This is a genomic window from Castellaniella defragrans 65Phen (assembly GCF_000612685.1).
GTDB classification, from domain to species: Bacteria; Pseudomonadota; Gammaproteobacteria; order Burkholderiales; family Burkholderiaceae_B; genus Castellaniella; species Castellaniella defragrans.
Genome location: NZ_HG916765.1, coordinates 815,258 through 831,375 on the forward strand (window position 1 = coordinate 815,258; position 16,118 = coordinate 831,375).

Genomic DNA, 16,118 nt, shown 5'->3' on the forward strand with positions numbered 1-16,118 from the left:
GGGCCTTCAGAGCAGGGTGCCGAGCTTGCGCTTGCGCACGAACAGGAACTTGCCGGCCAGCGCGAAGGCGCCGCGCACCAGCGCCGACATGGCCAGGTACACCGCCCACAGCACGATGAAGACCTCGAAGTTGCGGAAGGTGAGCGCCTGGACGTTGCCCGAGATGCCGAACAGGTCTTCCGTGCCCACGGCCGAGAGCAGGCTGGTCACCAGCATCAGCAGCACGAACTGGCTGGTCAGGGCGGGGTAGACGCGCTCCAGCGCCGGCACGAGGATGATGTGCCAGTAGACCTGGAAGGGGGACAGGCCCAGGCACTCGCCGGCCTCGCGCTGGCTGCGCGGGACGGATTCGATCCCGGCGCGCACGATCTCGCAGGTGTAGGCGGTGATGTTGATCACCAGGGCCAGGATGGCGCCGGTCAGGATCGACAGGGTGAAGCCGACGCTGGACAGGCCGAAGATCAGGAAGTAGCTCTGGATGATGAGGGGCGTGTTGCGGATGACTTCGACGTAGGCGCCCACGGCCCGCCGCAGCAGCGGCCCGCCGGAGCTGCGGGCGACGGCGCAGCCCACGCCCATGACGAAGCCGGCCACGGTGGACCAGAACGACATCAGGAGCGTGGTTTCCACCCCCTGGAGGAACAGGGGCCAGTACTGCAGCACCGCGCCGAAATCGAATTGATAGGTCATGCTCGGGCCTCGCTGGCCGGCGGGCGGCCGGGGAAGGGTTTCGATGGCTGTTTCTAGTCTAAAAGGACTGACCGGTAAAACCAGTTATGGATTTCCCTGATTTTTGTATTACCGGTCAGACCAGATAAAATGGGGCCGCCGGCGGAGTGCGCCGGGGCAGCGGAGATCCCTCATGGAAAAAGCAGCGGACGTTTCGATCCACGTGGTGGACCGCACGCGGGGTTACATGCAGGTGGCCGATGCGCTGCGCCGGGAAATCCGCCGGATGGACCTTCCGGCGGGCGCGCGCCTGCCGTCGGAGCGCGAACTCGCGCAGCATCTCCGGATCTCCCGGCCCAGCCTGCGCGAGGCCCTGATCGTGCTGGAACTGCGGGGCGAGATCGAGATCCGGGTGGGCTCGGGCATCTACCTGAAGCGCGACGTGCCGGCGGAGGAGGCCGAGGCGGGGGCGCGGGTGCCGGGCATCGACCACGACGTCGCGCCGATGGGCCACAGTCCGCAGGACGTGAGCCAGACCCGGTATTTCCTCGAAGGCGGGGTGGCCGCGCACGCGGCGCGCTTCATCACCCGGGAGCAGATCAAGACGCTGGGCGCCAGCGTCGAGGCCATGCGCCGGGCGGTCGGCACGCGCGACCGCACCGGGGACAAGCCCCTGGCCGACGCCGACCGCCTGTTCCACGTCACCCTGTCCTCCACGACCCGCAACCGCCTGCTGATCCAGACGCTCGAAGAGCTGTTCGACCAGCGCTACACCCCGATCGGCGGCTCCATGCACCGCCTGTTCGACACCGAATCGGTCTGGCTGGACGCCGTGCAGGAGCACCAGGAAATCTACGATGCCGTGGCGGCCCGCGACCCGCTGCAGGCCCAGGCCGCCATGTACCGGCACCTGACGCGGGCCCATGCGCGCCTGATGGCCGTGATCGGCTAGCGCCCCGGCCGGGCCCGCCGCGCCCGGCCCATCGATCCAGCCCGCTGATCGGCCTGGACTGCGAGACGGGCCAGATCACCGGCCGCCCGCATCGAGGGGCGGCGGGGCTTCAGGCCGACAGCAGGCCGCGCCGCGCCAGGTTGCGCATCAGCCAGGCGATGCCGCCCGTCCAGGGCGGCGCCTCTTCGCTGTAGGTGACGCGGTTGATCAGCGTTCCCAGCCGGGGCGAACCGATGCGCACGACGTCGCCCGGCTTGTGGGTGAAGCCCTGGCCGGGCGCGTCGCGGTCCTCGGTGGGGGCGAACAGGGTGCCGGTGAACAGCATGAAGCCGTCCGGATACTGGTGATGCCGGCCGCAGGTCTGGGCCACCAGGTCCGTCAGGTCGCGGCTGATCCGGCGGATGGAGCTGTGGCCGTCCAGGACGAAGCCGTCCTCGCCGGTCACGTTCAGGCGGATTTCGAGCCGGCGGGCGTCGTCCAGGGTGAAGCGCGCGTCGAACAGCCGGATGAAGGGGCCGATGGCGCACGAGGCGTTGTTGTCCTTGGCCTTGCCCAGCAGCAGGGCGCTGCGGCCTTCGATGTCCCGCAGGTTCACGTCGTTGCCCAGCGTGGCGCCGCGGATCCGGCCCGCGGCGTCCACCGCCAGGACCAGTTCGGGTTCCGGATTGTTCCACTGCGAGGCCTTCAGGATGCCGATCGCCTCGCCGCTGCCCACGGCCGACAGCACCGGGGCCTTGGTGAAGACTTCGGCGTCCGGGCCGATGCCGACTTCCAGGTATTGCGACCACAGGCCTTCCCGGACCAGGTACCGGCGCGCTTCCTCGGCTTCCCGGGAACCGGGACGGATGCTGGAGATGGCCGCGCCGATCGCCTGGCCGATCCCGTCGCGGATGCGGGCGGCGTCCTGGGGATTGCCGCCCGCCTTTTCCTCGATGACGCGTTCGAGCATGCTGTCGGCGAACGTGACGCCGCAGGCCTTGATGACCTGGAGATCGCAGGGCGCCACGAAGCGCGGCGCGTCCCGGTCGCCGGCGAGGGTGGCGCGCGCCACCGCGTCGAACGACCAGCGGGCGGGGGCCGCCCGCGCCACGGCCGCGGCCGGGTCGTCCTGGTTCAGCAGTTCGGAGACCGTGGGGAACCGATGGGTCAGATCGACCAGGACGCCGTTCCGGAGGGCGACCACGCTGGGGCCCTGGTCGCGCGGGTCATGGATGCGTCCGATCAGCAGGGCCTGTCCGGCATCGGACGGAAGCAGCGCGGAAGTGCCGTGCGTGTCGTGCATGGGATCAGGCGTACGAGACCAGCCCCTTGATCTTTTCCTGGTCGTAGCCCGACCAGGTCTCGCGGTCGGTCTCGATCACGGGCGCGCCGCGGTGGCCCAGTCCGATCAGGCGTTCGAGCTGGTCCTGGCGCTGGGTCAGGTCCACGGTTTCGTACTCGATGCCCAGGATGTCCATGTCGCGCTTGGTGAGTTCGCATTGCGGGCAGTTGGGCTTTGAATAGACGGTGATGGCCATGTCGGATCCTTTTTTGTCGGTCGGGGTTTGATCGGGAGGTATGGCAGGAGGCGCGGATTCAGAAATCCACGTCGAACACTTCGTTCTCGTCGTCGCGCTTCATCACGCCGACCTTGTACTGGGCGGTGTCCTCTTCCTGGTTGGAGGCCTGGACCTTGCTCATGTTGAGCCAGCTTTCCATGTATTTCAGCGGGTTCTCGGTGACGATCGGGAAGGACACCCGGTCCTGGACGTTGAAGAAGCGGGCCACGTCGGTGGCGCTGAAATGGACCCAGTCCTTCATCATCTGGCAGGTCACGCCGGTGAGCTCGCGGCCTTCGGAGAAGGCGTAGTCGGTCCATTCGACCTCGCTGGCGGTGACCTCGTCGATCATCTGGACGATCTTGTCGCGGCATTGCTCGAAGGCGGTGCGGCCGCGCTCGGTCTTGACCATGGCGCGCAGGACTTCCTTGCCGTACTGGACGTGGACCTCGAATTCGTCCTGGGCGATCTTCTGGACCGCCTTGCCGATGGGCTGGAACAGGCCCGTGCCGTCGCAGATGCCGAAGGTGACGGCGAACGAGGCAAGGAACTGGATGCGCTCCATGCACAGCACGGCGACGATGAACAGGTAGATGGCGTTGTAGGTTTCCTGGTCGTTCTCGCGCTGGCCGCGGGCGTAGTCGTAGCTGACCTCGAAGGCGCGGTTGAAGACCTCGCTGACGACGCGCAGGCGGCTGATGGCCTCCTTGACCGAGAGGATCTCGTTGAGGATGTCGTCGGGATTGTCGAAGCTGTTGCGGACGATCTCGGAATACGTGGCGGCGTGGACGATCTCGTTCTTGGTGATCTCCACCCAGCCGGACCAGGCCTCGCTGCTGGTGCAGACCGGGGCCAGCACGGCGGCGATGGAGCGCGAGGCGACGCTGTCGGCCTCCCATTGCCACGCCAGGGTCTTGACCATCATGTCGTAGGTGTGGCGGTCGCAGGTCTTGAACTGCACGTTGCAGGTGGAATAGTCGAACTCGTTCTCGTCCCAGTCCTGGTTCTTCAGCGTCTTGTAGAGCTTCCAGATCTCGGGATAGAACTTGTTGATCGTGTCGAACAGGCCCAGGTCCTGGCCCAGGATGATTTCCGGGAAGGCGTAGTCGGACTTGTCGGTGTTGAAGATCTTGGTGGGCAGGGCTTCTTGGGTCATTTTCGGGTCGTGCCAGGGGTAGGGGGCGGTCGGAGGCCCCGGAACGGTCGTCCGGGGCCGGGGTCGTGCGGGCCGTGCGGCGCGGGCGGCCCTGATGTCGGGGAAGGGCCTACATCGTGCAGCTTTCGCAGACGACTTTTTCTTCCACGCCGTCGTGGATGCTGCCGGCGTTGTCCAGCGTCTTGTCCGAGGCCACGTTGGAGTTGTAGTAGTAGCGGGTCTTCATGCCGTACTTCACCATGGCGAAGTAGTGGGTGAGCAGTTCGCGGCTGGAGACCTTGTCGTCGTCCTTGATCCGGCGCCACAGGTCGGCGGAGATCCCCTGGTCGGTGAATTTCTGGAACACCGCGTAGGCCTTGATCATGTCCACTTCGGAGATGTCCCAGGCCGACTGGTAGAAATAGGCCGGGTTGTCGCTCTCGGGCGCGGCCCAGCGGATCGTGACCGAGCCGTCGGTCTTGTTCAGCGTGACGTCGCGCACGGGATAGAGCGAGTTGGGCTTGCCCAGCGCCTTGGAGGACGATTCCCCCGGCATGTACGCCACCAGGCAGGAATGGGCGATGCCGCCGTTCTGCATGATCTCGGTGCGCAGGGCTTCCCAGTCGTAGCGGTTATGGAAGTCGCCCAGCTCGTCGACGTTGCGGTTGTAGGTGTCGATCGGCAGCCAGCCGTCAGGCCAGCGGGTCTTGTGCATCCAGGGCGCGACGCCGCGTTCCTTGCTGATGCGCAGCGAGGCCCGGATGGCGTGGTACATGTGGCGTTCGGCGATGCGGTGCAGTTCCTCGCGGCCCTCGTCGGTGTCGTAGCGCAGGCCCTTGCGCGCCATGTGGGTGGCCACGCCCATCAGGCCCACGCCGGCGTTCATGCGGGCCTTGGCGGTCACGGCCACGTGGGGCAGCACGTAGTGCGAGTTGAGGATGCAGTAGTCGATCATCTTCAACGTCAGGTACATCGCCTCCTGGTAGGTCTCGTCGTCGTCCTCGCCGATGGCGTCGTAGGCGATGGCGCCCAGGGAGCACAGGGCGATCTCGGGTTCCTCGTGGATCTCGACCACGCGGGCGACCCGGCCGCCCTTGCCCGGCTCGTCGGACAGGATGTCGTCGCCCGCCTTCAGTTCGCCGGCGAAGATGACGCGCGGCAGGGTGGAGTCGGCGACCGCGACGGTCAGCGGCGCGTTGAAGTCGAAGGTCTGCGTCGTTCCGTCGGCGAGCTCGACGGTGATGTGGCCCACTTCCCGGTCGGAATACAGGTCGCGCATGTCCTGGTAGGGACGGTTGGGCTCGCAGATCTCCAGGCACAGGTTGCTGGAATGGATGGGTTCCTTGAAGGGCGTGTGGCGGTTCATCTCGTCGATGTTGGCCAGGTAGGCCACGCCGGTCTCCAGCGCCTCGTTCAGCGAGGTCAGGATCAGGTCGCGCGGCTTGAAGGTTTCCTTCTTGAAGGAGGGGTCGCGCTCCAGGCGCTCGTATTCGCGCTTGAAGGCGGCCGAGTCGGGGCCGAAGAACAGCCGGGTGAGCTCGGGCGCGGTGCGCACGTTGAACGAGAAGGCTTCCTCGTTGCGGGCGACCTTTTCGGCGAAGAGCTTGTTGGTGACCAGTGCGTAGTGCAGGTCGCGGTTCTTGCGGTCCTCGGTGCTGCGCGGGTTGCGCAGGTAGGCGATGACCTCGGCCTCGGGGTCGAAGCCGGAATAGTAGGTGGTGCAGGCGCCGCCGCGCCCGGCCTGCATGTTGGCGTGCACCGCCTTGCCCAGCGAGGCCAGGTAGGGCAGCTTGCCCTGGTGCTGGATCAGGCCGCCGCGCACCGGGTCGCCCTTGCTGCGGGTGATCAGGTGGCTGCCGATCCCGGCCGAGGCCGCGGTCATGCGGTAGGCGATGTGGTCGCCGATGGCCAGGGACGCCTCGTTGTCGTCCACCACGTACAGGCAGCACGAGGCGAAGCCGCGCAGTTTGGTGCCCAGGTTGACGTAGTTGGGCGTGGGGGCGGAGATCCGCTTGGCGGAGAATTCGGTGTAGAAGCGCCGCACCAGGTCGATCCGGCGCTCGGCGGGCTCGTTTTCCGACAGCGCCATGGCCATGCGCATGTAGACGAACTGCTGCGTTTCGTATTCCTGCCGGGTGACGCGGTTCTGCAGGCTGTACTTCTTGCGGATGTAGTGCAGCGAGAAGTGCGGCGTGTCGTAGTCCTGCTCGTGGTCGATGAAGGACTCGATCTCGGCGTATTCGGCGTCGGTGTAGTCCAGGCGCACCATCACCCCGTCGGCCACCATGCGGTCGTGCAGGGCCTTGACGGTGGGGATGGCGGGGCCGTGGATGATCTTGTGCAGGTGGGACGCGTACAGCCGGCCCGCCATCAGGTAGTAGGACCAGGTGCCCTTGTCCAGGCAGTTCTGGATCAGTTTTTCCTGCAGATCGGCGGTGGAGACCGTCTCGGGCATGGTGCTGACGGCCTGCAGCACGATGCTGCTCCAGTCGACCTTGTTGCCCAGGTTGGCGGCGGCCCAGCGGCCCCAGCCGTTGAGCTTGCTGGGGATGTAGGGTTCGATGCGTCCATCACGCTTGACGATGTTCTTGATCACGGCCGGCAGTCCTTGGTGGCATGGGGTCTTCCTGCAGAAGACCTCTTTGATTTTCTACATGTAGTGCGGCTGGAAATGATAAACACAATATATGGTGTAGGCAAGCGCGGTTTCAAATTCGTCCGTTGAAACATTTTGAGGGTTTCGGCGGCCCCCCGCGTCGTGATACCCTGGAGCGCTTTGGGGGATTTCGCGGCGGTTTTCGCGCCGCGCGATCCCTGGATTTCATCGCCCGGGCCCGCGCGGCCCGGCGATCCTGCGTGTCATCCCATGAATGGAATCGTCCGGCTGCTGGCCGTGTCGGCCCTGCTGGGCGGCGCCAGCCTCGCGCCGGCCCGGGCCTGGCAGGCGGCCGACCCGGATGCGGCGCTCATCGACCTGGCCCCCCAGCGCTATGCCGTCCCCGACGTGCCCCGCGACGTCCCGTCCGACGTCCCCTCCGACGCGGCCGAGGCCGGCGATGCCGCCGACGTGCCGGATGCGTCCGGGGCGGTCGCCGTCCCCGGGCTGCGCTACGACCTGCTGTTCCTGGATGAGCCCGGACACGGGACAGTCCTTGCGGACTGTGACGTGCCTGGCGGATCCGGGCCGCTTGCAAGCGGCGAGGTGGAGGGATGCTTCCGCCTGCGCTGGTTCGGCTCGGCCGCCGATCCGGCGGCCGGCGCGGGGCCGTCCGGCGGATTCGGGCCGCTCGCCTCCGGCGGCCTGGACGCCTGGACCCTGGGCGCGCGGAACTGGCGCTATCGCAGTTCCGCCGGCTACGGCGTGACGCTGGGCAGCACGGCCGCGGGCGCGCCGGACTGGGGGCGGCCCGTGCGCCTCGCGGGGGTGGGCGTGGCCCGCTCCGTCTCCCAGGGGCGCCTGCCGGCCGGGTCGTGGGACTACGCGGTGGCGGTCGGCGCCGTGGACACCGGCCGCACGCCCGCCGAGGGCGATCTGGCCTACGGACCGGTCGCGCTCGATGCGACCACGCGCTATGCGCCGGACCGCGACCTGATCCTGGCCTCGCGGCTGCAGAGCGCCCAGGGCCTGACGGCGCTGGGGCTGGGGGGCGACTATTCCATGGGCGGCGCGGGCGCCTGGCGGTTCGGCGTGTCCGGCTCGCGCCAGCCGCTGGCCGAGGGCTGGCGCCGGCAGCTGGGCTATACCCTGGGCCTGCTGCCGGGCTGGGACCTGTCCTGGGTGAATGCGCGGCAGGGCGGGGGCTATGCGGACCTGGCCGCGTACGGCGGCGACCCCGGCTGCGACTGCGTCAGCAACCAGTGGCAGCTGGACCTGGCGGCGGGCCGCTGGGGTTCGTTCAGCGGCTCGTTCGAGCGGCGGCTGGACGCGGCGGGCGGCGGGCTGGACGAGCGGGTCGGGCTGGCGCACGGCTTCCGCTATGGTCCGTACCTGCGGGTGCGCCTCGAAACCAACCGCAACCTGACGTCCGGGGACTACGGCCTGGGCGCGCGGTTCTCGCTGCCGCTGGACTGGTAGGGCGGCGGCGGTTCCGGGCCGGGATCAGTCCCGGCCGTTCAGGTGGTTCATGAAGACGCGGCACAGGGCTTCCATCCCACGCCGGTCGTCCTCGTCGAAGCGGTCCGTGACGGGGCTGTCCACGTCCCAGACGCCCAGCAGCGATCCGTCCGCGCGCACCAGCGGCACGACGATTTCCGATTGCGAGGCGGAATCGCAGGGGATGTGTCCGGAGAACCGGCTGACGTCGCGGACGACCTGGGTCCTCCGGGTGCTCGCGGCCGTGCCGCAGACGCCCGAGCCCAGGGCGATGCGGATGCAGGCGGGCTTGCCCTGGAAAGGACCGACGACGAGTTCCGTGCCGTCGTACAGGTAGAAGCCCGCCCAGTTCAGCTGCGGCAGGCTGTCGAACACCAGCGCGCTGAAATTGGCCGCGTTGGCGATCAGGTCGGGTTCCCCCGCGATCAGGCCGCGCGCCTGGGCGGCGAGGTCGGCGTAGTGTTCCGCCTTGCTGGCGTAGGCGCGGGGAGCGAATGTGAACATCGGGCATTCCAGGAGACGGTCTGAGGAAATCCCATTGTAGGGCGGCCGTTGCGGGCCGGCCGCCGGCCGGACCGCGGCATGATGATCGTTATAATCTTGTATATATAGCGAATGTGTGCCCGACTGGCTTATGCTGGGCCGGGGGACGTTTGCGCGGCATCAAGGCCGCGTGTCCGATCTCCGCATGACAATGTCGGCGGCGCGGCATGGCGCCTGTCGCCGCCGGATCCGACGCCAGGAGAACCGCCCATGATCACGCTGCCGATCGCCGCCATCGTCCATGACCACGAGGACGGGGCCGATGCGTTGATGCGCGCCTTCGCCGAGCGCCAGTCCCGCGCGGGGCTGGACGTGCGCGGCCTCGTGACGGAGCCGGGCGGCGAGGAGGCGGGCCGGTCCCGGCGGCGCCTGCGCGACGTCCGGACCGGCGAGTCCTTCGAGATTTTCCAGGACCTGGGCGCGGGATCCCGGGCGTGCTGCCTGGACGTCTTCCGGCTGGCGGCGGCCAGCGCCGCGCTGCGCGTGGCCGGGAATGACCGCCCGGACCTGGTGGTCGTGAGCCGATATGGCCGCCAGGAAGCGGGCGGCGGCGGTTTCGCCGCGGAGTTCCTCGCCCTGATGGCCGAGAGCATTCCGGTGCTGACCATCGTCGCCGGGGAATTCCTGGAGGACTGGCGGCACTTCACCGGCGGCCTGGGCGTGGAGCTGCCCGTGGATGCCGATCTGTTGAACGAATGGGGCGCGCGGGTGTGCGCGATGCCCGCGCGGAACCGATGGATGATGGCATGAATGACGACGCCTTGACGATCGAGGACCTGGATTTCGCCCGGCTGTACCGCAACCACATGGCCCGCAGCGGCCGTCCGCCGAAGCAGGCGGGCGAGTGGGACGCCCGGGTCAGGAAGAACGGCATGCCCCTGGCCGGTACGAGCGGCTATGCCGGCGAATTCCTCTCGCGCATGGACCTGGGCGGCGCGCGCACGCTGCTGGACGTGGGCTGCGGCCCCGGCACCATCTGCCTGCCGCTGGCCGGGCGCCTGGAGCGCGTCTACGGCCTGGACTACAGCACGGCCATGCTCGACGCCCTGCGCGAGCAGGCCGCGCGGCAGGGCGCCGGCAACGTCGCGGCGATCCATCGCGCCTGGGAGGACGACTGGTCCGACGTGCCGGTCTGCGACATCGCCGTGGCCTCGCGCGCCTCCAACGTGGCCGACCTGGATGCCGCGCTGGACAAGCTGTCGGCCCATGCCCGCCTGCGCGTCTACATGACGCATCTGGTGGGCGGGCATTTCATGGACCCCGCCGTCGCGGACATCGTGGGGCGCGGCCACCAGGGGTTTCCGGACTACATCTACGTCCTCAACCTGCTGCACCGCAAGGGCATCCATCCCCGCGTGGACTATATCGAAGTGCCCAGCCGCCTGGCGGGGACGGCCTCGTTCGAGGCCTTCGCCGCGCGGGTGTCCTGGACCTATCCGGACCTGGGCGAGCGGGAGCTGGCCCGCCTGCGCGCCTGGCATGATGCCGACCCCGCGCGCGCGGCCCGGGGCGGGGCGCCGATGCGGTGGGCCTTCATCCATTGGGAGAAAACGGCATGAAAAAAAGCGCGCGCAACCTGGGCCTGGCCGTGGGCGAATCCGTGCGGGCGATCTTCAAGGCCTCCAGCGTCATCGTCGGCGTGCCGGGCTGATTTTCGGCGGGTCGATTCCCGCCGGTTCCGTGTATATTTCCTCCTTTCGGCACTATTCCTGGCGCCGGACATGACACGCAGGGAGGCACGGATTGTCCGAATCTCGCGGCACGGGTCCCCACGCAGGATTGCTCGACAGCCTCCGGGCGCGCCTGTTCCTGGCGGTGCTGGCGGTCATCGTGCCGCTCCTCTGCGGCCTGGGCTACTACGTCTGGCACCAGTACCGGAGCCTGGTGGCCAACAGCGAGCGCGCGGCCGAAAGCCTGGTCAGCGTCACGGCGGCCTACGACCGGGCGCTGATCAACGACGCCAGCGACGTGCTCCACACGCTGGCGAATTCCCCCATCCTGCGCCATGAGCGCTGGGCCGAATGTCGCGGCTACCTGGCGTCGCTGCTGGCGCGCCTGCCGCGCTACCTGAACCTGGGCGTGACCGACGCGCGCGGCTACCAGGTCTGCTCGGGCCTGCCCGACCCCGATCCCAACGGCGTCTACCTGGGCGACCGGCCCTATTTCCGCAAGGCCATCGAGCAGGCCGAGGTCACGCTGGGCGGCTTCATCATCGGACGCATGTCCAACCTGCCCACGCTGGTCCTGGCGGTGCGCGTGCCGGGCGATTCCGGCGTCAACGGCGGGGTGGTCTTCGGCGGCATGAACCTCGGCTACCTGCGGGCCGGCGCGGCCATTCCCGACCTGCTGCCGGGCGGGCGCCTGTGGATCCTGGACCGCGAGGGGCACGTGCTGCAGCGCGTGCCGGGCGACACCAGCCACCTGGGCGAGCGGCTCGATCCGCATCCGCCCCACGAGGACGGGCTGGTGCGCGGCACCCACCTGGACGCCGACGGCCGCCGCTGGGTCACGATGTCCATGACGGCCGGCCCGCGGGGCGATCCGCACGGCCTGTCGGTGCGCTACGAGGTGCCGGAATCGGTGCTCTACGGCGAGGCCCGCCGCGCCCTGTGGGTCGGGATGTTCATCGTCGCGCTGCTGCTGTGCGTGGCGGTGCTGGCGGCCTGGAACCTGATGCAGCTGGCGGCCGGGCGCAGCCTGGAGCACCTGCGCGAGGCCGTGCGGCGGCTGGCGTCGCAGGACTTCTCCGGACGCGTGGCCGACCGGCTGCAGGGGCGCGACCTGCGCGAAATCGGCCAGCAGTTCGACGACATGGCCGATGCCCTGCAGTCCTACCAGCGCTCCCTGGCCCAGTCCGAACAGAGCTACCGGCTGCTGTTCGAGGGCAGCCCCAATCCGATGATGGTGCTGAGCCTGGACAGCGGCCGCTTCCTGGCCGTCAACGACGAGGCGATGCGCCGCTACGGCTACGGCCGGGACCACTTCCTGCGCCTGGGCCTCGACGACCTGCGCATCGAGGTGCTCGAACACCAGCCGGACACCGCCTTTTCCTACGAGCGCCACCGCCGCCGCGACGGGCAGCCGCTGTTCGTCGAGGTCCGCAGCCTGTCGCTGATGTTCACCGGCCAGCTGGCCCACGTGCTGGTCATCCGCGACCTGACCGAGCGCGAGACGCTGAGCCGCGGGCTGAAGGAACGCGAGCGCCTCATCAGCCAGCTGATGGACGTCACGGCGGAAGCCATCTACGGGCTGGATGCGAGCGGCTGCTGCATCTTCGCCAACCAGGCCTGTTCGCACCTGCTGGGGTACGACCACCCCGACCAGCTGGTGGGCCAGCACTTCCACAGCCTGATCCATGACCGGCACGAGGACGGCAGCCCCTATCCGCTGGAGGAATGCCGCATGCACCTGGCCCTGCGGGAGGGCAAGGGGATCCACGTGGACGACGAGGTCCTGTGGCGCCGCGACGGCACCTGCTTCCCGGCGGAATACTGGTCCTATCCGATCCTGCAGGACGGCCGGCTGGAGTTCTGCCTGGTGACGTTCCTGGACATCAGCGAACGCCGGGCGCAGCAGCGGGCGCTGGCCTACCAGGCCACCCACGATCCCCTGACGGGGCTGCTCAACCGCGGCGACATCCTGCGGCGCCTGCAGGCGCGCTCGGAACAGTCCCCCGAGGCGCCCTGGACCCTGGTCATGTCCAATCTGGACGGCTTCAAGGAGGTCAACGAGGCGCTCGGGCACGACGCGGGCGACCGGCTGCTCCAGGCGGTCGCGCAGCGGCTGCAGGGGCTGCTGGGCCCGGCGTGCATGCTGGCCCGGCTGGGCAGCGACGAATTCGCCTTCCTGCTCGACACGGGCGACGAACACCTGGCGCAGGAGCAGGTCCACGTGCTGCTCGCCGCGCTGCGCGATCCGTTCGCGCTGAACGACCTGCAGATCCGCATCAGCTGCAGCTTCGGCCTGGCCGTGCATCCCGGCCATGCGCGCGATCCGGACGAGCTGGTCCGCTGCGCCGACACCGCGATGCGCCGCGCCAAGCGCGACGGCCTGGGGATCGCCGTGTTCAATCCCCAGGACCGCGCCAGCGTGCACGACCACCTGCTGCTGCGCGGGGAACTGCGCACGGCGCTGGCGCAGGGCCAGTTCCTGCTGCATCTGCAGCCCAAGGTCTTCCTGAACGACGGCCTGCGGGCCTCGGGCTCGCCGATGGGCTTCGAGGCCCTGACCCGCTGGATGCACCCGGAACGGGGCCTGATCCCGCCGGGCCGGTTCATCCCCATCATCGAGGTCAGCGACCTGATCCATCCCTTCACCCTCTGGGTCGTGGACCAGGCGGTGGCCTGCTGTTCCCGGCTGCAGGCCGTCCATCCCGGCGTCGGCATGGCCGTGAACGTGTCCGCCCGCAACCTGCTCGACGGCCATTTCCCCAGCCAGATCAGGGACGCCCTGCTGCGCCACGGGCTGGACCCCGCGCTGCTGGAGCTCGAAGTCACCGAAAGCGCCATCATGGCCGACCCCACCCGGGCGCTGGACACCCTGCACGCCCTGCACGCCCTGGGCGTGCGGCTGTCGATCGACGATTTCGGCACCGGCTATTCCTCGTTCGCCTACCTGAACCGGCTGCCCGTCGACGCGCTGAAGATCGACCAGTCCTTCGTGGCCGGCATGGCCGCCGATGCCGACATGCGCGCCATCGTGCGCTCCATCATCGAGATGAGCCACACCCTGGGCCTGATGGTGATCGCCGAGGGCATCGAGACGCAGGAAACGCTGGACCTGCTGTGGAACATGGGCTGCGACGTCGGCCAGGGCTACTTCATCGGCCATCCGGCGCCCGAGTCCAGCGCCGAGGCCTGGCTGCGCGGCCGCTGACCGCGCGGCCGCCGGCGCCGCGCGCGGCGGCCGCGGCGGGGCCCGTCCATGTCCCGGCGGGACCCGCCCATGTCTTGATGCGGGTCGACTGGCGCTCCCGGGAAACGTGGTATGAATGAAATATCGAAGACGGGCGCGGGAGCGTTTCCATGTCAGTTTCCATGTCAGACAGAGCGGATGCGGCCGACCGGGATGCCGTGAACCAGAACGTGCAGGGACTGATGCGGTTCCTGCGGGAATATCCGCCCTTCGACCAGATGGAGCCGGGGCACGTGCGCCGGCTGGTCGAGCGGATGCGGCTGCGGTTCTTCGAGGCGGGGCAGGAGATCGCGTCCCCGGACGACGGGCCCGCCGATGCGTGGTACCTGATCCGCCAGGGCGCGGTCGAAGGCCGCCGGCCCGGCCCGGACGGCGCTGCCGGTGCGACTGCGGGTGCCGGTACAGATACAGGTGCGGGTACGGGCGCCGGTGCCGGTACAGAGACGGGTCCGGATGCCGGGGCCGGCGCGGCGGGGAAGTCCGCCGCGGGCGCCGATCCGGGCGGCGGCTTCGTCCTGGGGCCGGCCGACGCCTTTCCGGTGGCCGCCCTGCTGGAGCATCGCCCCACCCGCACGCGCTACCGCGCCCTGCAGGACACCTTCTGCCTGCAGGTGGACCGGCCCGATTTCGTCGAGGCCCTGGAATGGTCCGAGCCCTTCCGCGCCTACGCCCTGCGCGGCGCGGGCAGCCTGCTCGGGCGGCTGCACCAGCGCACGCGGCAGGAGGCCGCGGCGGTCCAGGGCGAGGGCTACGTCTTCGACCAGGCGCTGGGCTCGCTCATGGCGCGCGACCCGGTGGCCTGTACGCCGGATCTGCCGCTGTCCCGGGCGGTGCAGCGGATGCACGAGCGGCGGGTGGGCAGCATCGTCGTCACGGACGAACAGCGCCGTCCCGTGGGCATCTTCACTCTGCGCGACCTGCGCCGCGAGGTCGCGGCCGGCGCGATCCGGCTGGACGCCCCCATCGGGGAATTCATGACCCGCCATCCGGTCTGCCTGCCGCCCGACGCCATGGCCTTCGAGGCCATCCTGCTGATGACGCGCCATCGCATCGGCCACCTGTGCATCGCGCAGGCCGGCGTCCTGGCCGGCGTGGTGTCCGAGCGCGACCTGTTCGCCCTGCAGCGGATCGGCATCGTGCACCTGGCGCGGGCCATGCGCCAGGCCGAGGACGCCGAGACCCTGGCCGGGCTGCGCACGGACCTGGCCCGGGCGATCTCGGGCATGCTGGCGCACGGCGTCGATGCGCTGCAGGTGATGCGCCTGATCGCCCAGATGAACGACCACACCACGCATCGCGTGATCGAGCTGGCGCTGCGCGACGTCGGCGATCCGGGCGTGCCGTTCGCCTGGCTGGCCTTCGGCAGCGAGGGCCGGCGCGAGCAGACGCTGCTGACGGACCAGGACAACGGCATGCTGTTCCAGGCGGCGAGCGACGCCGAGGCGCAGGAACGGCGCGAAGCGCTGCGGCCGCTGGCCGAGACGATCAACCAGGACCTGGACCGCTGCGGCCTGCCGCTGTGCCGCGGCAGGGTCATGGCCAGCAATCCGGCCCTGCGCCTGGCGGCGCGCGAATGGGAACGCTGGTTCGCCGACATCATCCGGCAGCCCACGCCCGAGCACCTGCTCCAGGCGGTGATCTGCTTCGACCTGCGGCTGCTGTGGGGCGAGGACAACGGCTTCGCGGCGCTGAGCCGGTTCCTGCTGGAGCAGGTGGCCGATTCTCCCCAGTTCCAGCGGATGCTGGCCGAGACGGCCCTGCGCAACCAGCCGCCGTCGGGCGGCCTGTTCGAGATCGCGGGCGGCGCCTGGAAGGCGGGCGCCTCGGGCTTCGACCTGAAGACGCAGGCGCTCACGCCCTTCGTGGATGCCGCCCGGGTCTTCGCCCTGGCCGCCGGCATCGCCGAGACTTCCACGGTGGGGCGCCTGCAGGCGCTGGCCGAGCGCGGCGTGCTGAGCGGGCGCGACGTGGGCGCCTACGTCGAATCCTACCGCTACCTGCAGCTGCTGCGGCTGCGGCAGCACCAGGCGCGCATCCATGCCGGCGAGGCCCCGTCCAACCACGTCCTGCCGGGTTCGCTCAACGCCCTGGACCGGCGCATCCTGCGCGAGGCCCTGCGCCAGGCCGCCGACCTGCAGAAGCTGCTGCGCTACAGCTACCGCCTGTGAAGGAGGACGGCGTGGTGAGCGGGAGCAGCGTGGTGAATGGAGGCCGCATGGCGAATGAGGACAGCGTGGAGGACGGGGGCCGCATGGCGAACCAGGACGGCGTGGC

Annotated in this window: 13 protein-coding genes; 7 read left to right on the forward strand and 6 right to left on the reverse strand. The window is 69.3% G+C overall.

The genetic code is table 11. The annotated features are described in order from the left end of the window. Window positions 1–6: 6 nt before the first annotated feature. On the reverse strand, window positions 7–690 hold the full coding sequence (locus tag BN940_RS03595; protein ID WP_043680236.1) for an amino acid ABC transporter permease: 684 nt from the start codon (window positions 688–690) through the stop codon (window positions 7–9). Window positions 691–862: 172 nt separating this feature from the next. On the opposite strand from BN940_RS03595, the gene BN940_RS03600 reads away from it, so the two are divergent. Further along, the gene (locus tag BN940_RS03600; protein WP_052355577.1) at window positions 863–1,621 is read left to right on the forward strand and encodes a FadR/GntR family transcriptional regulator; all 759 of its coding nucleotides are present in this window, start codon (window positions 863–865) and stop codon (window positions 1,619–1,621) included. Between the two features lie 109 nt (window positions 1,622–1,730). On the opposite strand, the gene BN940_RS03605 is transcribed toward BN940_RS03600, so the two are convergent. The 4 genes from BN940_RS03605 to BN940_RS17815 all read right to left on the reverse strand — a co-directional run bounded on the left by BN940_RS03605 (window position 1,731) and on the right by BN940_RS17815 (window position 6,890). Continuing rightward, complete coding sequence (locus BN940_RS03605) at window positions 1,731–2,903, reverse strand: fumarylacetoacetate hydrolase family protein (protein WP_043680239.1); 1,173 nt, start codon at window positions 2,901–2,903, stop codon at window positions 1,731–1,733. 4 nt (window positions 2,904–2,907) lie between these two features. After that, a complete protein-coding gene (locus tag BN940_RS03610) occupies window positions 2,908–3,138 on the reverse strand; it encodes a glutaredoxin family protein (RefSeq protein ID WP_043680242.1) in 231 nt (76 codons plus the stop codon). 58 nt (window positions 3,139–3,196) lie between these two features. Next, the gene (locus BN940_RS03615; RefSeq protein WP_043680245.1) at window positions 3,197–4,315 is read right to left on the reverse strand and encodes a ribonucleotide-diphosphate reductase subunit beta; all 1,119 of its coding nucleotides are present in this window, start codon (window positions 4,313–4,315) and stop codon (window positions 3,197–3,199) included. A gap of 109 nt (window positions 4,316–4,424) precedes the next feature. Then, complete coding sequence (locus BN940_RS17815; RefSeq protein ID WP_052355578.1) at window positions 4,425–6,890, reverse strand: ribonucleoside-diphosphate reductase subunit alpha; 2,466 nt, start codon at window positions 6,888–6,890, stop codon at window positions 4,425–4,427. A 270-nt stretch (window positions 6,891–7,160) separates the two neighbouring features. Between BN940_RS17815 and BN940_RS03630 the strand changes: the two genes are divergently transcribed. Next, a complete protein-coding gene (locus tag BN940_RS03630; RefSeq protein WP_043680248.1) occupies window positions 7,161–8,369 on the forward strand; it encodes a fimbria/pilus outer membrane usher protein in 1,209 nt (402 codons plus the stop codon). A gap of 24 nt (window positions 8,370–8,393) precedes the next feature. On the opposite strand, the gene BN940_RS03635 is transcribed toward BN940_RS03630, so the two are convergent. Further along, on the reverse strand, window positions 8,394–8,891 hold the full coding sequence (locus BN940_RS03635) for a GAF domain-containing protein (RefSeq protein WP_043680250.1): 498 nt from the start codon (window positions 8,889–8,891) through the stop codon (window positions 8,394–8,396). A 249-nt stretch (window positions 8,892–9,140) separates the two neighbouring features. Here BN940_RS03635 and BN940_RS03640 point away from each other — a divergent pair, with 249 nt between their 5' ends. From BN940_RS03640 to BN940_RS03655, 5 genes are all read left to right on the forward strand, one after another. Then, window positions 9,141–9,680: a DUF2478 domain-containing protein gene (locus tag BN940_RS03640; RefSeq protein ID WP_043680252.1), complete on the forward strand. Its 540-nt coding sequence runs from the start codon at window positions 9,141–9,143 to the stop codon at window positions 9,678–9,680. Next, the gene (locus BN940_RS03645; protein WP_242404260.1) at window positions 9,677–10,489 is read left to right on the forward strand and encodes a class I SAM-dependent methyltransferase; all 813 of its coding nucleotides are present in this window, start codon (window positions 9,677–9,679) and stop codon (window positions 10,487–10,489) included. Before BN940_RS03640 ends, BN940_RS03645 begins: the two co-directional genes overlap by 4 nt. Further along, window positions 10,486–10,581 (forward strand): TOBE domain-containing protein, encoded by a 96-nt coding sequence (locus tag BN940_RS18810; protein ID WP_184142694.1) that lies wholly within the window; start codon window positions 10,486–10,488, stop codon window positions 10,579–10,581. The genes BN940_RS03645 and BN940_RS18810 overlap by 4 nt, the downstream gene beginning before the upstream one ends. Window positions 10,582–10,673: 92 nt before the next feature. After that, window positions 10,674–13,805, forward strand: a complete 3,132-nt coding sequence (locus BN940_RS17820) for a bifunctional diguanylate cyclase/phosphodiesterase (protein WP_148304875.1) — start codon at window positions 10,674–10,676, stop codon at window positions 13,803–13,805. Between the two features lie 161 nt (window positions 13,806–13,966). Next, on the forward strand, window positions 13,967–16,012 hold the full coding sequence (locus tag BN940_RS03655; protein ID WP_148304876.1) for a DUF294 nucleotidyltransferase-like domain-containing protein: 2,046 nt from the start codon (window positions 13,967–13,969) through the stop codon (window positions 16,010–16,012). Window positions 16,013–16,118 lie beyond the last annotated feature (106 nt).

Excerpts from the sequence above, each read along its gene's own strand:
- BN940_RS03595 (WP_043680236.1), bottom strand. The coding sequence starts at position 690 with ATGACCTATCAATTCGATTTCGGCGCGGTGCTGCAGTACTGGCCCCTG.
- BN940_RS03600 (WP_052355577.1), top strand. The coding sequence starts at position 863 with ATGGAAAAAGCAGCGGACGTTTCGATCCACGTGGTGGACCGCACGCGG.
- BN940_RS03605 (WP_043680239.1), bottom strand. The coding sequence starts at position 2,903 with ATGCACGACACGCACGGCACTTCCGCGCTGCTTCCGTCCGATGCCGGA.
- BN940_RS03610 (WP_043680242.1), bottom strand. The coding sequence starts at position 3,138 with ATGGCCATCACCGTCTATTCAAAGCCCAACTGCCCGCAATGCGAACTC.
- BN940_RS03615 (WP_043680245.1), bottom strand. The coding sequence starts at position 4,315 with ATGACCCAAGAAGCCCTGCCCACCAAGATCTTCAACACCGACAAGTCC.
- BN940_RS03630 (WP_043680248.1), top strand. The coding sequence starts at position 7,161 with ATGAATGGAATCGTCCGGCTGCTGGCCGTGTCGGCCCTGCTGGGCGGC.
- BN940_RS03635 (WP_043680250.1), bottom strand. The coding sequence starts at position 8,891 with ATGTTCACATTCGCTCCCCGCGCCTACGCCAGCAAGGCGGAACACTAC.
- BN940_RS03640 (WP_043680252.1), top strand. The coding sequence starts at position 9,141 with ATGATCACGCTGCCGATCGCCGCCATCGTCCATGACCACGAGGACGGG.
- BN940_RS03645 (WP_242404260.1), top strand. The coding sequence starts at position 9,677 with ATGAATGACGACGCCTTGACGATCGAGGACCTGGATTTCGCCCGGCTG.
- BN940_RS18810 (WP_184142694.1), top strand. The coding sequence starts at position 10,486 with ATGAAAAAAAGCGCGCGCAACCTGGGCCTGGCCGTGGGCGAATCCGTG.
- BN940_RS03655 (WP_148304876.1), top strand. The coding sequence starts at position 13,967 with ATGTCAGACAGAGCGGATGCGGCCGACCGGGATGCCGTGAACCAGAAC.